The 14,322-nt window shown below is 63.0% G+C and carries 18 protein-coding genes; 9 read left to right on the top strand and 9 right to left on the bottom strand.

Annotated elements, in window-relative coordinates; translation table 11 throughout:
• The first annotated feature begins 106 nt into the window (after positions 1–106).
• From IPP90_04885 to IPP90_04875, 3 genes are read left to right on the top strand one after another with little or no spacing between them, the layout of a single operon-like run.
• Positions 107–610, top strand: coding sequence for a hypothetical protein (locus IPP90_04885; GenBank protein MBL0170056.1), 504 nt, complete (start codon positions 107–109; stop codon positions 608–610).
• A 22-nt stretch (positions 611–632) separates the two neighbouring features.
• Complete coding sequence (locus IPP90_04880; protein MBL0170055.1) at positions 633–1,196, top strand: hypothetical protein; 564 nt, start codon at positions 633–635, stop codon at positions 1,194–1,196.
• Positions 1,193–1,678 (top strand): hypothetical protein, encoded by a 486-nt coding sequence (locus IPP90_04875; GenBank protein ID MBL0170054.1) that lies wholly within the window; start codon positions 1,193–1,195, stop codon positions 1,676–1,678. The genes IPP90_04880 and IPP90_04875 overlap by 4 nt, the downstream gene beginning before the upstream one ends.
• Positions 1,679–1,696: 18 nt before the next feature.
• Here IPP90_04875 and IPP90_04870 read toward each other — a convergent pair whose 3' ends face one another.
• The 3 genes from IPP90_04870 to IPP90_04860 are packed head-to-tail and all read right to left on the bottom strand — an operon-like array spanning position 1,697 to position 4,106.
• Positions 1,697–2,140 (bottom strand): hypothetical protein, encoded by a 444-nt coding sequence (locus IPP90_04870; protein MBL0170053.1) that lies wholly within the window; start codon positions 2,138–2,140, stop codon positions 1,697–1,699.
• A gap of 21 nt (positions 2,141–2,161) precedes the next feature.
• Positions 2,162–3,238, bottom strand: a complete 1,077-nt coding sequence (locus IPP90_04865) for a hypothetical protein (protein MBL0170052.1) — start codon at positions 3,236–3,238, stop codon at positions 2,162–2,164.
• Between the two features lie 10 nt (positions 3,239–3,248).
• Positions 3,249–4,106: a hypothetical protein gene (locus tag IPP90_04860; GenBank protein ID MBL0170051.1), complete on the bottom strand. Its 858-nt coding sequence runs from the start codon at positions 4,104–4,106 to the stop codon at positions 3,249–3,251.
• 106 nt (positions 4,107–4,212) lie between these two features.
• Between IPP90_04860 and IPP90_04855 the strand changes: the two genes are divergently transcribed.
• Positions 4,213–4,701, top strand: coding sequence for a cytochrome c (locus tag IPP90_04855; GenBank protein ID MBL0170050.1), 489 nt, complete (start codon positions 4,213–4,215; stop codon positions 4,699–4,701).
• Between the two features lie 3 nt (positions 4,702–4,704).
• Positions 4,705–6,333, top strand: coding sequence for a PQQ-binding-like beta-propeller repeat protein (locus IPP90_04850; GenBank protein MBL0170049.1), 1,629 nt, complete (start codon positions 4,705–4,707; stop codon positions 6,331–6,333).
• A gap of 10 nt (positions 6,334–6,343) precedes the next feature.
• On the opposite strand, the gene IPP90_04845 is transcribed toward IPP90_04850, so the two are convergent.
• The 4 genes from IPP90_04845 to IPP90_04830 form a co-directional block, all read right to left on the bottom strand.
• The gene (locus IPP90_04845) at positions 6,344–6,826 is read right to left on the bottom strand and encodes a nuclear transport factor 2 family protein (protein ID MBL0170048.1); all 483 of its coding nucleotides are present in this window, start codon (positions 6,824–6,826) and stop codon (positions 6,344–6,346) included.
• 155 nt (positions 6,827–6,981) lie between these two features.
• On the bottom strand, positions 6,982–7,260 hold the full coding sequence (locus IPP90_04840; protein ID MBL0170047.1) for a zf-HC2 domain-containing protein: 279 nt from the start codon (positions 7,258–7,260) through the stop codon (positions 6,982–6,984).
• The gene (locus IPP90_04835; GenBank protein ID MBL0170046.1) at positions 7,247–7,849 is read right to left on the bottom strand and encodes an RNA polymerase sigma factor; all 603 of its coding nucleotides are present in this window, start codon (positions 7,847–7,849) and stop codon (positions 7,247–7,249) included. Before IPP90_04835 ends, IPP90_04840 begins: the two co-directional genes overlap by 14 nt.
• Positions 7,849–8,055, bottom strand: a complete 207-nt coding sequence (locus IPP90_04830; protein ID MBL0170045.1) for a DUF2892 domain-containing protein — start codon at positions 8,053–8,055, stop codon at positions 7,849–7,851. Before IPP90_04830 ends, IPP90_04835 begins: the two co-directional genes overlap by 1 nt.
• 154 nt (positions 8,056–8,209) lie before the next feature.
• Between IPP90_04830 and IPP90_04825 the strand changes: the two genes are divergently transcribed.
• The 3 genes from IPP90_04825 (at position 8,210) to IPP90_04815 (ending at position 11,258) form a co-directional block, all read left to right on the top strand.
• Positions 8,210–10,423, top strand: coding sequence for a DPP IV N-terminal domain-containing protein (locus tag IPP90_04825; protein ID MBL0170044.1), 2,214 nt, complete (start codon positions 8,210–8,212; stop codon positions 10,421–10,423).
• 13 nt (positions 10,424–10,436) lie between these two features.
• Positions 10,437–10,790, top strand: coding sequence for a 6-carboxytetrahydropterin synthase QueD (gene queD / locus IPP90_04820; GenBank protein MBL0170043.1), 354 nt, complete (start codon positions 10,437–10,439; stop codon positions 10,788–10,790).
• A gap of 96 nt (positions 10,791–10,886) precedes the next feature.
• On the top strand, positions 10,887–11,258 hold the full coding sequence (locus tag IPP90_04815) for a DUF423 domain-containing protein (protein MBL0170042.1): 372 nt from the start codon (positions 10,887–10,889) through the stop codon (positions 11,256–11,258).
• A 22-nt stretch (positions 11,259–11,280) separates the two neighbouring features.
• Here IPP90_04815 and IPP90_04810 read toward each other — a convergent pair whose 3' ends face one another.
• Positions 11,281–12,441 (bottom strand): pyridoxal phosphate-dependent aminotransferase, encoded by a 1,161-nt coding sequence (locus IPP90_04810; protein MBL0170041.1) that lies wholly within the window; start codon positions 12,439–12,441, stop codon positions 11,281–11,283.
• A gap of 95 nt (positions 12,442–12,536) precedes the next feature.
• On the opposite strand from IPP90_04810, the gene IPP90_04805 reads away from it, so the two are divergent.
• Positions 12,537–13,304: a sulfite exporter TauE/SafE family protein gene (locus IPP90_04805; protein ID MBL0170040.1), complete on the top strand. Its 768-nt coding sequence runs from the start codon at positions 12,537–12,539 to the stop codon at positions 13,302–13,304.
• Positions 13,305–13,396: 92 nt separating this feature from the next.
• Here the strand turns inward: IPP90_04805 and IPP90_04800 are convergent, their stop codons facing one another.
• On the bottom strand, positions 13,397–14,029 hold the full coding sequence (locus IPP90_04800; protein ID MBL0170039.1) for a PEP-CTERM sorting domain-containing protein: 633 nt from the start codon (positions 14,027–14,029) through the stop codon (positions 13,397–13,399).
• Positions 14,030–14,322: the final 293 nt, after the last annotated feature.

Below are 14,322 nucleotides of genomic sequence, written 5' to 3'. Positions count from 1 at the left end.
GGACACGCGACACCCTGATAGTCTTGCCTCAGGGCGACCATGTCGTATGTTCGCAAAAGCGGCGCTATTCACCGCCTCTCACTGTTCACCACACTCTGGAGCGCCCATGCCACGTTGTCGTTCGCTTGCGCTGCTGGCGCTTCTGGTAGCGTGCGACTCGGCGCAGTCACCACCACCGCCGGTGACTCCGCCCGTTGCGGCAGCGCCCTTCAAACTGTCCGTCACATTGAAGCAGATGATGGCCGAAGTGGTCGAGCCGGCGGCAAATGTGTACTGGGAAGCGGTTGGCACCGTCACCGACGCGAAGGGCACTCGCGAAACCGCTCCCCAAACCGACTCGCAGTGGGTGGCGGTGCGCAACTCGGCGACCATAGTCGCCGAAGCCGGCAACCTGATGATGCTTGAGGGGCGCGCGAGAAATACGGATGAATGGATGGCACTGTCGCGCGGGATGATCGAGGTGGCCGAAAGGGCGCGCGCAGTGGCCGAAAAGCATGATGCCAAGGCGGTGTTCGACGCGGGCGCGGAATTGTATGAAGCCTGCGTGGCCTGCCACTCGATCTATCTCGTGGGCCCCAAGGCGATTCCGCCGGCGATCCCGCCCGAATGATCGGTGTGCACCCGGTGATCGCATGACCCTGCTGGCTGCGCTGGAATGGCTTGCCCAGACGCCGTGGAGCATCGCGCTGCACGAGTCGCAGTACATGTGGCCGTTCACGGAATCGCTCCATGTGCTCACGCTCACGCTCTTCGTGGGGTCGGCGATTGTGCTTGACCTGCGGTTGCTTGGCGTGGGCTTTCGGGACATTCCCGTAACCGAGTTCACCGGTCGGCTGCTGCCATGGACGCGCGGTGGGTTTGCCGTGATGGTGACGACTGGTGTGATGCTGTTCTACGCGACGCCGGTCACGTATTACCAGAGCATTTTCTTTCGCATCAAGCTGATTTTGCTGGTCGCGGCCGGTATCAACGTGTTCGTGTTTCACACCCGCACGCAGCGCTCCGTGTCAGCATGGGATGTAAACGCGAGGCCACCGCGGGCGGCGCGCCTGGCCGCCGTGGTGTCGTTGGTGGCGTGGGCCGGCGTGGTGATCAGTGGCCGCCTGATCGCCTACAATTGGTTCTCCTGCGACATTCAGCCGCAATCGGATTTCATCAACTGGGCGGCCAGTTGCATGGTGGGTACACCAAAATGACCAGTGACATGCTGTTGCAGCTATTCGAGCGGGGCGAAGCCTCGTGGCTTGGTCAGCTGATCCGGCTGTCGCTCTGGCTATTTCCGGTGATCGAGACAGTGCATTTGCTGGGGCTGTGCATACTGGGCGGCGCGGTGCTCTTGGTGGATCTACGCCTGTTCGGCCTCGGCCTGCGCAGTCAACCGCTGGCCGTGGTCGCGCGCGGTGCACAGCCGTGGCTGTACGTTGGCGTGGGGGTGATGCTCACCACGGGCTTCCTGTTGGCGCTTTCGGAAGCGGTGAAATGTTTTCACAACCCATCCTTCTGGGTGAAGATGATCACATTGCCCTTTGCGCTGCTGTTCACATTTGCCGTGCGCCAGCGTTGGGCCGTCAGGTCTCCACTCATGGGGCCGTGGAAGCGCGGCCTGCTTGCCACCGTGTCGCTCGGACTCTGGTTCACGGTGGCAATGGCCGGACGCTGGATCGGGTTTTCGTCGTAGCGTCGGCGCCTGCCGCGATTATTGCTGCGGCTTTTTCACCGGCGGCTCGGTGGGATCCTTCCCATCACGCGGTGCACCAGTGCCCGAGGAACCCAGAAACATCTTCTTGCCATCGGTGAACGTCACGTCACGACCATTGGCCCGTTTCAGCGAGTGGTCCTTGGTCTGATAGCCGTCGACAATGAGCTCAGTGCCGTAGGCCAGGGATTGCCGCGTGAGACCGCGACGCAGCAAGGTGTTTGGGGTGCCACCTTCCACCATCCACACGTCCTTCGTGCCGTCCTTTTGCACGACCTCGATGTGTATCCACGCGTGCGGATTCACCCACTCGAGTTTCACCACCTTGCCCTGTAAGCGAATCGGGGCATTCGGATCAAATTCTGCCCCGAATGCGTGGTGCGCCAGCAATGGGCCGGCGGCGGCGAGCACCATCACCGCCGCGACGAGAAAGGAGCGTTTCATACGCATGGGCATCTCCGGGTATCAGGGTTTCGGCGGCTTGGCGGCGGCTTCACGCTCGCGTGCACGCTCGCCGCTGAGAATGTTCGACAGGGCGTAATTGCCCTCGTGACAGGCATACTCGTAAATGAGTTGATTCATCTTGATGAACGGCAGTTCCCCGCTCCACTTCTGCGTGAACGTTGTCAGGTCGTCGATCGTGAAGCGGTACAGAATGGTGTTCGCATCGACCATATGAAACCGCTCGATGACTTTCAGATTGTCGGACGCGCCGCGAAACAGCTGCTCGGGATGGAAGTTGGTGGTTTCCACCACCAGCGTGTCGCCTTCCCAGCGACCATGCGAGTCGCCCATCCAGGGACGAATCGGTTTCGGCAAGCGCGCTACGGGCCTCATGTGGATGGTGCGCGCGTCGTGCACCATTTCCGTCATGATCATGACGTGGTCCTTCGTTTGCACGAAGGTGTAGTTGTTGTTGTAGAAATAGTTGGGCAGCATGGGCGGACCGGCGTTTGATCCGAACGACATGATGCAGCGTTCGGCGAGCGGTCGGTTCTCCGGATTGTCGTACTCGCCGAACTTGCGATAGGCGCGCAACCGCTCAGCCGCCCTTTCGCGGCCCGCCGCCGTCAGGGCCGGTACGCGACCGTTGACCGGGTCCACGATAATCGAACTGCGACGTTCGCCGTTCACGGTGGCCATGTGGTCGCCGGCGTCAATCCAGAAGTAGTTATAGCCGCCCACGTTGCCAGCCGCGCCAGTCGATCCATCACCACCCTTGGGTGGTGCCGGGCGATTGGGATCGCTCTGCTTGGCCAGTTGCTCCACCGTATCGGCGCGAATCTTCTCCATGGCCACGACCTGCTCCGGCGTGAGCGCGCGTCCCATTCCGGCCGGTCGCTCCAGCGGTGTCATGGTGCCGTTCGACCAGTTGCCCTGAAAATCCGGATGACCGTCGGGCGTACGGGGCACCACCCAAGCAGCCTTGCGCGGCTTCGGCGCGGTCGCCTTCGCCCCCTGCGCACTGGCGGTCGCGGACATCATGGTGATGCCGGCGACCACGAACGCCATTCGCGTCATCATCGTCTTGGTACGGTTCATGATGATGGCCTCAGGGTTTGATCGGTGTCTTGCGAAGGCGCCCGTACAGCAGTTCCTCCACAAACGGCACGCACTTGAACTGTCCCAGCCGCGCATTCTCCTCAACGTGCCGATACAGCATGAGCTCGATGGACCACGGACGGGTGAATGTTTGCGGATCAGTCATGGTCGCCTGGTACTTGATGTGATCGGGACCGATCATGGTGAATCGCTCCACGACTTTGAGCGCTTCACTGTGATGGTTGCCGGCGCGATCAAACCAGGTGCCGTCGTTGAATCCCGTCACCGTCACCACAAACGTGTCGCCCTCCCACTTGCCGTCCGACTGTCCCATCCAGCTATCCGTTTCCGGCGGGCCCGGATTCGTGAGGTACACCTCACGAACGGCACTCGCATATTCGTAAGAAATGAAAACCGCCTTCTCACTCTGCAGAATCTGAAAAGGGAACGGCATGTACGTGGCGCGCGGAATGCCCGGCAAATAGCACTTCACTTCAGGATCGCGGGTGAGCCAGTTCTCGCGATTCTCGTTGCGTTTGGCGAGCGCGGCCGGGAGGTACGGAATCTCGCCACCTACCACAATCCCCATGCCGGCCGGCACCGCCCCTACGGCACCGAGTGCAAGAACTTCCTTGGCGGGGATGGGCACGACCGGACCGGGTCGCAAGGCCATGGCCGGCTTCGCGTCGTGCGGTTCGATGTCGTAATTGGCGGTGGTCATCGCCTGCCAGATCCCGTTGAGATCCGGCTTGCCGGCGACGGTGCGCGGGAGTTTTGCCCGCTGCGCGTGCAGCGGCGTCATCGGCAGCCCGCACAGGGTGCCGAGCGCGACCACGGCGAACGAATAAGACAGGAGTCGACGCAGCATCAAGACAAATGGATAGTCGTGAACGTGGCATTGCTCGCTACGCCCAAGAGTATGGGCCCAGTCGGTTCATTGCGCCATGCCAGCCGCCGTCGTAGCGTATCGAGTCATGAGCATCCACCTCTCCCCCCTCGGCACGCGGCGAATTGCGCTGGGTGTGCTGTGCGTGTGCGCTCCCGTGGTGTTGCTGGGTCTGGCACCCGTGGTCGGTGACGGCGTGTACACCAAAGAGCAAGCCGACCGCGGTCGGGTGCTGTACGACGGCACATGTGCCGATTGCCACGGAGCCAAACTGGAGGGCGGAACATCCACGCCGCTTGCCGGAAGCGAGTTCATGGCCAGCTGGGGCAAGCCCGCGCTCACACTCGACGATTTCTTCTACATCGTGCGGAAGACCATGCCCAAGGACAAACCGGGCAGCCTCACGCGTGAAGCCTACACCGATGTCGTGGCCTTCATTCTCCAGCAGAACGATTTCCCGCCCGGAGAGAAAGAGTTGAGCGCCGATCCTGAGCTCATGAAGGCGGTGCGGTTTGTCAGTCCAGCGCCTCCCGCTCCTCGAACAGCCGCTCGATTCGATCCCCGCACGCCGAGGTAGGTCATGAGCCGTTCGCGTTACCGTCGCGCCGCATGTCTGGCACTTGCACTCGTTGTCGGCGGTGCGCCGCGTGCGCCTCAGGCACAGGGGACGCCGCGCGGCACGTCGCCCACGCAGGCGCAGTTGCTCGCCGCCGCCACCGACACCACCAACTGGCTGTATGCCACGCACGATTATTCGGGCGCGCGCTACGCCGCGATCAAACAGATCACGCCGGCCAATGCCGCGCGATTGGCGCCAGTCTGTGCGTTTCAGGTGGGTGACGTCAGCACGTTACAGACAAATCCCATTGTCGTGGACGGGGTGATGATTCTGACCACGTCGCGCGTGACAATGGCCATCGATGCGCGCAGCTGCAAGCCCAAATGGCGCCACACCTGGAAACCGCGCGCGGCGGCCAACTGGCCACAGAATCGCGGCGTGGCGGTGAAAGACGGACTCGCTGTGCGCGGCACCTCGGATGGCTACCTCGTGGCGCTGGATCTCGGCACCGGCAAGGAAGCCTGGGTGAAACAAATCGCGAACGCGGATATTGGAGAGACGCTGACCATGCCACCGATGATCTACGATGACCTCGTGATCATCGGGCCGGCTGGATCGGAAAACGCCATTGGCGGGTGGATTGGCGGATTTCGACTGGCCACCGGTGATTCCGTGTGGCGCTTTCGCGTGATTCCGCCCAAGGGGCAGCCGGGTTCTGAAACGTGGAAGGTGCCAGCAGGCACCGTGGTGGGCGGCGGCGCGGTGTGGACCGCGATGTCGCTGGACGTGAAGACCGGATTGGTGTTCGCCGCCACTACCAACCCTGCGCCGGATTTTGCGGGCGGCGTACGCGAGGGAGACAACCTGTACACCAACAGTATCGTGGCACTCAACGCGCGTACCGGTCGCGTGGCCTGGTATCGACAGCTGGTGCCGCACGACACACATGACTGGGATGTCACACAGGCGGGGCCTTTGTACGAAGCGACGATCGCGGGAAAGACACGATCGCTGATGGCCACCGCAGGGAAAGACGGCATGCTGCGCGTGCTCGATCGTGACTCGCATGCCGTCCTGTTCGCCACGCCGGTCACGACCCGTGAAAATGCAGATACACCGGTCACAACCAAAGACACGCACGCGTGTCCGGGCGTATTGGGCGGCGTGGAATGGAGCGGCCCGTCCTACAACCCCATCACGAAGATGTTGTACACACCGGCGGTGGACTGGTGTGGCACGTTCAAGGCCGATGACGAACCCCGCCATGTGCCCGGCAAGAACTATCTGGGCGGCGACTTCACCTTTGATTCACCAACCGCTGGACGCGGGTGGCTTACCGCCGTTGATGCGGTGACCGGCGCGGTGCGTTGGAAGTATCACTCGCCACGGCCAATGGTCGGCGCCGTCACGTCAACCGCGGGCGGCGTGGTGATGACCGGTGAACTGACGGGCGACTTCGTGGTATTCAACGCCACCACCGGCAAGGAGGTGTATCGCTTCAATACCGGCGGTTCGATTGGTGGTGGCGTGGCCACCTACTCGCTGGGCGGGACGCAGTATGTCGCCGTGGCGTCCGGAAGTCCGTCGTCCTTCTGGACCGACGAGAATCCCGGCGCGCCAACGATTTTCGTGTTCGCGCTGAAACCGTAAACGCGGTTGCTTACTGTGGCTTGGCCGGCGGTGCCACATCACCCTTGGTGGTGCGCTTCTTGAAGCGCCACCCTTGGTCGGTTTTCACCAACTCGTCGGTATAGCTGGCCGACGTGAGAATCGAAGGCGGTTTGGTGGAGAAGTCCACCAGCACCAGATAGACCTGGCCGCTGGCGCCAGTTGGCGTGGGCGTGATCATGAGATTGGTGTTCCAGTGACGCACCCGCGCGCCGAGCCCGGCATGGAACCCATCGGAAAACTTCACGATCGCGTCGTGACCGACGTTGGCGTTGAACACGCCGTCCGGTGTAAACGTGGACGCATAGCCCTCCGAGTCACCGGCATCGATGGTCCAGTTGTACTTCGCATACAGCTGCTGAATCTCGACCAGGTCGTCGGCCTTGAGGCCTTTCGCTGCGGCGTTCGCGTAGGTCCAACCGCTGGTGCCGAGGACAGCGAATGCCACAAGGACCACGACGTTTCGAATGCGCATGCAGTGCTCCGGCGCTGAGGATGCCCCGTGACGAAATCGGAAGGCGTGACGGCGGTAGGGTTCGAGCCCTGGGCCGGGATCGTCAATCGCGGTGCGCGAATATGAACGTCAGTCGACGGTCGCGGTAGGTCGCCGACTGCGCTACGCCGACTGCGCTACGCCGACTGCGCCTGCCGCAGCGACGTGCGGAGCTGCGCGGTCTGTTCCGGTGCCAACGGCGGCGGCACACGCAGGTTCGCGCGCAGGGCCCCCAATGCGGCGGACACGTCGCCGCCAAAGCGCGCACACCGATCACACGCCGCCAAGTGCGCGCGGAGTGTTGCCACCCGCTCGCTCGACAGCTGCCCGTCCAGAAACTCCGACAGATCGGCCAACACATCGCGACAGCGCACGCCGGCAATCACGGTGTCGAGTCCTGTGTCAGTGGCTGACATCCGCCCCCCCGGTTACTGAATGTGGTTGGTCCAGCCGACGGACCACCGCGGCCAGATGCAGGCGCGCTCGATGCAGGCGACTCTTCATCGCCGCCAGGGAAATCTGCAGCAGCTGTGCCGTCTCCTCTCCCGAAAGCTCCTCGAGCTCCCTGAGTACCAGGATTTCCCGTTCCTCATCGGGCAATATCGCCAGCGCATGTTCAAGCACGTCCCGCGCCATCGAGAGATCGACCCGTCGAGATTCGGCCGGGTCACACCCCCACCCGGCGCGTTCGGCCAGCACGTCCAGCGAGACGAATGTCGCCGGTTCATTCACGCGTCGGCGTGCGCCATGCCGGTGCACGTTACGCGCGATCGACAGCAGCCAGCTGCGCACGGAACCGGTCCCTTGATACGTGCCCGCGCTCCGCCACGCCGCGATGAACGTCTCCTGCAACGCGTCATCCAGATCGGCGACCCCGAGCGACGTCAGGAACCGGCCGACGGCCGACTGATGCGCCTCCACAATGGCGTCGAATGCCGTCGTATCACCCGACGCCGTGCGACGCAGCAGCGCAACGTCGTCGACCGTGGCCGCCGGAACCGGCACTACGCGCGCTTAACCGGGCACGTGTTGAACCCCAGCACGCTGTACAAAGGACAGGTGCCAAACGCACCAGTCAACAGCGGAATCACGCCGAGGTAGCCCCAGGCGGTCTGCGGTCCGGTAAACACCAGCGACAACAGGCCAACGCCCAGCAACAACCGGGCGACGCGATCGATCGTTCCGACGTTCTTGCCGAAGAAGGAGGACATGTCGAGCTCCGAATGAGGTTGTAAGAAGTGTAGCCGACCCGCTGCCTGACTGTGCCCGGACGAGGGGAAAAGGATTCCGCGATCCTCCCCCTTTGCCTCGCCAGCTCCGTGTCGACAGCTTGAAGGGATGCAGGCCCACCCCATCTCCTTCGCTATGTCTTGCCTCATCGCGGTCCACCGCGCTGCCGTCGGCCTTGCCCTGTCGGCCGCAGCCCTGGGCGCTCAGTCCAGAGTGCTGACGGCCGACGACTACGCCCGCGCCGAACGGGCGCTCGGCTTCGCGACGCTGCCCCTGGTCTCGGGCATGGGAGTCCAACCCAACTGGCTCGCGGACGGCCGATTCTGGTACCGCGTGCGTCGCCCCGACGGCTCATCGCCGGTGATTCTGGTGGACCCTGTCAAGGGCAGTAAGACCAATTGCGTGTCGAACGCCGCGGTCTGTGCCGCGTTCGTCAACGCGCCTCCACCAATCATCGTTCCGCGTCGGGTGGGCGCGGCCCCGGAATCGCGATCGCCCGACGGCACCAAGGGCGTGTTCATACGCGACTGGAATTTGTGGGTGCGCGATATCGCCACGAATGCGGAAACGCAACTCACCGCCGACGGCGTACCGGATTTCGGGTACGCCACCGACAATGCCGGCTGGATACACTCCGATCGCGCCATCGTCAGCTGGTCGCCCGACTCCAGGAAGATCGCCACGTTCCAGCAGGATCAACGCGGGGTGGGCGAGATGTTCATGGTGCGCACTGAGGTGGGCCACCCCGTGCTCAGCCGGTGGAAGTACCCGCTCCCGGGCGACAGCGTGGTGTCGATGATTCAGCGTGTTGTGATCGACCTGTCGGGGGGAACACCCAACGTGGTGCGTTTCAGGATGCCGCCCGACCAGCATCGATCAACCGTGTGCGACCACATCTCATGCGTGGATGGCGAGTACGCCGATGTGCAATGGTATCCCGATGGATCGAAGCTGGCCTTCGTGTCATCGTCGCGCGATCACAAGGTGGCCACGTTACGGGTGGCCGACGCCACGACCGGCGACGTGCGCGACGTGCTGCGGGAGGAGGTGAAGACCCAATTCGAGTCGGGGGACAATGTCCCCAACTGGCGCGTGCTGCCCGCCTCCAACGAAGTGCTCTGGTTTTCCGAGCGCGACGATTGGGGGCAGTTGTACCTGTATGACCTCGCCAGCGGTGCGCTCAAGCGCCAGGTGACCACGGGCGCGGGCAATCTGGTGTCCATCGTGCGACTGGATGAAAAGGCGCGCAAGCTCTGGTTTGTTGGCGTGGGCAAAGAGTCTGGGCGAGATCCGTACTTCCGGCATCTGTATTCCATCGGATTGGACGGCAAGCCATTGACGCTGCTCACGCCGGAAGACGGCGATCACAACGTGGTGCTCTCGCCCGATGGCCGCTATGTACTGGACGGATGGTCACGACCCGACCTGCCGCCCACCTCGGTGCTGCGTCACGCCACAACCGGCAAACTGATTGCCACGCTGGAAACGGCCGACATCTCCAAGCTCACCGCCACCGGATGGAAGCCGCCCACGCGCATTACCGTGAAATCGCGAGACGGCACAACCGACCTGTATGGTCTCATGTTCACGCCGTCCAATCTGGATTCGACCCGGCAGTATCCGATCATTAACTACATCTATCCGGGCCCGCAGGTCGGCAGTGTCGGCAGTCGTTCGTTCAGCGCGTCGCGTGGGGATCATCAGGCGCTGGCCAATCTGGGCTTTGTCGTCGTGCAGATTGACGGCACCGGCACGCCGCTGCGGTCGAAGTCATTTCACGACGCGTACTACGGCCGCATGGGTGACAACACGCTGCCCGATCAGGTGGCCGGCATGAAGGAACTGGCGCAGCGCTATCGCTTCATCGACATCGGCAAGGCGGGCATCTGGGGGCACTCCGGCGGTGGCTTTGCCACGGCCGGCGCGATGTTCCGCTATCCCGACTTCTTCAAGGTGGGCATTGCCGAATCCGGCAACCACGACAATCGCAACTACGAAGACGATTGGGGCGAGCGCTATCATGGGCTGCTGGCCAAAGGCGCCGACGGGAAAGACAACTACGACGCCGAAGCCAACCAGACGCTGGCAAAGAATCTCAAGGGCAAGCTGCTGCTGGCCCATGGCACATTGGACGACAATGTGCCGCCCGACAACACGCTGTTGGTGGCCGACGCACTGATCAAGGCCGGCAAGGACTTCGACCTGCTGATGATTCCCAATGCCGCGCATGGCTACGGGGCGGCCAGCAACTACATGATGCGACGTCGCTGGGATTATTTCGTCACGCACCTGATGGGCGCGACGCCGCCGAAGGAATACCAGATCGGTCCTAAGGACCCGCGCCCATAGGGGGCACTGTCATATGGAAATATTTCGTGAGTTCACCTTCGAAGCCGCGCATCGGCTGCCGAATCTTCCGCCCGAACACAAGTGCAGTCGACTGCACGGGCACAGCTTCCGTGTAACCATTCACGTGGAAGGTCCGCTCATGCCGCGCGAAGGATGGGTGATGGATTTTGCCGATCTCAAACGCATTTTCCAGCCGCTGTATGATCAACTCGACCATCACTACCTGAACGACATCGAAGGCCTGGAGAATCCCACCAGCGAAGTCCTCGCGCAGTGGATCTGGGAACGACTCGCGCCAGCGCTGCCGGGGTTAACACAGGTGGTGGTGAGGGAGACGTGTACGGCGGGATGCGGGTATAGGGGTTAAGACGGGAGACGGGAGACGGAAGACGGGAGACCTCCGGGGTGCAGAGTCTCCCGTCTCCATTCTCCCGTCTCCCGTCTCCAGTTTAGATTCCCGCCCATGCACCGTCTCTTCCTAACAACCGGCGCCCTGTCCGCCGCCATCAGCGTGGCCGCCGGCGCGTTCGGCGCCCATGCGCTGCGCGACAAGGTCGAGCCACGCTTGCTGGAGGTCTTCGAAACCGGCGCGCGCTACCAGATGTATCACGCGCTGGCGCTCATCGCGGTGGGCCTCGTGGCCAGTCGCTGGCCCAGCAGCCTGCTGACCACCGCCGGCTGGTTGTTCGTCGCCGGCACGCTGTTCTTCACCGGCTCGCTGTACGCCATGACGTTCACCGGCATTCGCGCCCTGGGCGCGATCACACCGATTGGCGGCGTGTGCTTCATTGCCGGCTGGGTGTGCCTGGCCGTCGCGGCGTCGCGCGTTCGGTAACACGCGCGCCGCCAACCATCCACTACTTCAGATGGTCTCGCACCTTCAATAGCCGTTCACCGGCGGCGTGCAGCGTCTCGGCGCGCTTGGCAAAATGCAGTCGCAGGTAGTTGTGCACGGGCTCGCGAAAGAAGCTCGACCCCGCCACGCCCGCCACACCGATGGTCTTGATGAAGAAGTCGGACGCCTCAGCGTCGGTCTTGAAGCCAAGCGGCGAGACATCCACCATCACGTAGTACGCGCCCTGCGGCTCGGTGTACCCCAACCCCGACTGCCGGAGGTAGCCCAAGAAGAGTTCGCGCTGCTGCGTGTAGAACGCCCGCACGTCGGCATAGTACTGATCGGGAAAATCCAACGCGGTCACGCACGCTTCCTGCAACGGCGCGGCAGCGCCGATGGTGAGGTAGTCGTGCACCTTGCGCGCGCCACGAATCACCTCGGGGGCCGCCTGCACATACCCGATGCGCCAACCCGTGATGGAGTACGTCTTGGACAGCGAGTTGGTGACGATGGTGCGCGCGAACGCGCCCGGCAGCGCGTGCATGTAGCAGTGCTCATGCGGCGCATGCACCATGTGCTCATACGGCTCGTCGGTAATGATGAACGCATCATACCGCTCGGCCAGCGCCAGGATCACTTCCAACTCGGCGCGCGTGAACACCTTGCCGGTGGGGTTGCCGGGATTGCACAGCACGATGGCCTTGGCGCCCTGGGCGAATGCGCGCTCCAGCTCCTGCGGATCAAACCCGAAATCGGGTGGACGCAACGGCACCCAGATGGCCTCGGCGCCGGCCAGAATCGTGTCGGCCCAGTAGTTCTCGTAAAACGGCGAGAAGATGATGACCTTGTCGCCCGGATTGCAGGCGGTCATCATCGCCACCATCATCGCCTCGGTCCCGCCGCACGTCACCACCAGATGTTCATCGGGATCAATGGCGACCCCGCTGAAGCGCGTAATCTTGCGCGCCAGCGCCTCACGAAAGCGTTGCGAGCCCCAGGTGACGGCGTACTGATGAAACGGACCGCGTGCCGCGACTTCCAGCGCCTCAAGCAATGCCTGCGGCGGATCGAAGTCGGGAAAGCCCTGCGCAAGGTTGATCGCGCCGTACTGGTTGGCCGTGCGCGTGGTGTTGCGGATGACCGACTCGGAAATCGTCGCGAGTCTGCGTGAGGTGGCTGGCATGGCGGCCAATATGACCCGATGCGCGGTCGGCTGCTACCGCCCCGCCTGCAGGCCAGCCATTGTTCCACACCGTGACCGTCGCATCTCCCTCTGCCCTGCAATTGACCGTGATCGCGCTCATCAGCGCGATCAGCGGTGCCGCCAATTCAATTGCCGGCGGCGGGACCTTGCTCACCTTCCCCGCGCTGCTCGCCCTCGGCGTGCCGGCCATTCCGGCCAACGCCACCAGTACGGTGGCGCTCTGGCCGGGTTCCTTCGCCAGCATGATGGGCTATCGGCGCGAACTGGTGGGCATCGAACGATGGGCCACGCGACTCGCCGTGCCGAGCCTGATTGGTGGATTGGTGGGTGCGGCGCTGTTGCTCGTTACGCCCGACGCGCGCTTTCGCGCCATCGTGCCATGGCTCGTTTTTGGTGCCACGTTGCTGTTCGCCCTGCAGGGGCCGGTGATGCGCTGGCTCAAGCAACGACTCGCGGTGTCAGCCGAGGTCATGGTCGACCGACCCGTTGATCCCACCTGGGGCATGCTGGCGTCGCAATTCGCCGTGGGCATCTACGGTGGCTACTTCGGAGCCGGCGCCGGCATCCTGATGCTCGCCGTGTTCGGACTCATGGGGCTGACAAACATCCACCAGATGAACGGTCTCAAGAACATCAATGGCATCTGTTTCAATGGCGTGGCGGCCATCGCGTTTGCCGTCATGGGGCTGGTCAATTGGCCGATTGCCCTGGTCATGGCCGTTGGCTCATCGGTGGGCGGTTACGCCATGTCCGGACTCGCGCAGCGGGTCCCACAGGCTTGGGTGCGGAACGCGGTGACGCTCATCGGATTTGGCAGCGCCATCTGGCTATTCGTGAAGTAGACAGCAGTCGACAACACAACAAAGCGGGGACTCTGGTGAGAGTCCCCGCTTCGTATCCAACGTCCTCTCGCCCCCCCCGGAGCGATTGACGCTTACACGGTGGCGCGACGACGACGGTTGAGATAGCTGAGCACCGCGAGTCCCGACGCCATGAGCGCATAGGTGGACGGCTCCGGCGTGGTGGTCACCGGCGGCTGCTCGTTCACCAGCGTCTGGACGTTCACTTCCGGCATGCTGCCAAGCGACGACGACTCGAAGCCGGGATTGTACGTCAGCCCATTGAAGTTGTCGCCGACATCGTACACACCGTTCGACTCGGCCAGCCCGTTGGAAAAGGCGTAGGCAAACCATTGCACCGAGGTAGGGGCCGCCAAGGCAAAGCTCTGGGCGGTGAATCCGGTCAGCGACTGTCCGGGAAGCAGCGACGTCGTCTTGTCGGTCTTCCACGAGTTCTGGTAGGTCGTTCCCGATCCACTGGAGGTCGTCCAACCACCGTTGGACAGCCAGCTTCCCGGCGACGCCGACACCGTCGCGCTGGGGGTGCGGACGCCAAACCAGTAGACGCCCATGTCCCCCGGCGAGGAAAAGTTGTTCCGCAGGGTGAAGTTGAGGAACCAGTTTCCGGCCGAACCGGAGACCGTGTAGTCGACACTCACCGGTTGCGCCTGGGCAGACGCGGATCCCAGCAAGAGGGCTGCGACTGCAGCGATATGACGTGTGCGCATGAGGTACTCCGGAACGCTGGAAGAAGTGACTTGCACCTGTGTTCTCACCTCTCCCTATCTCAATCTTCGTGCCAGACTCGACCATTCGTGCCATTTCCAATGGTTGAGCCCGTTCCCCTATGGCGGACACAGGCATACAGGCGTTGCCAAAGCTATTCGGAGCTTTCCGTTTTTTGGAATTTGTCGCTCACGCGCAACAGTTCGCTTTGCAGCCACTACAGATGAGTCAGCTAGGCCTGGTCACGCGCAGGGACGATCGCCGCCCTCAATGCACCACGAAATCGCCTCGTCCC

Source organism: Gemmatimonadaceae bacterium (assembly GCA_016720905.1).
GTDB lineage: Bacteria > Gemmatimonadota > Gemmatimonadetes > Gemmatimonadales > Gemmatimonadaceae > Gemmatimonas.
This window is presented reverse-complemented; position numbering and strand designations above follow the sequence as displayed.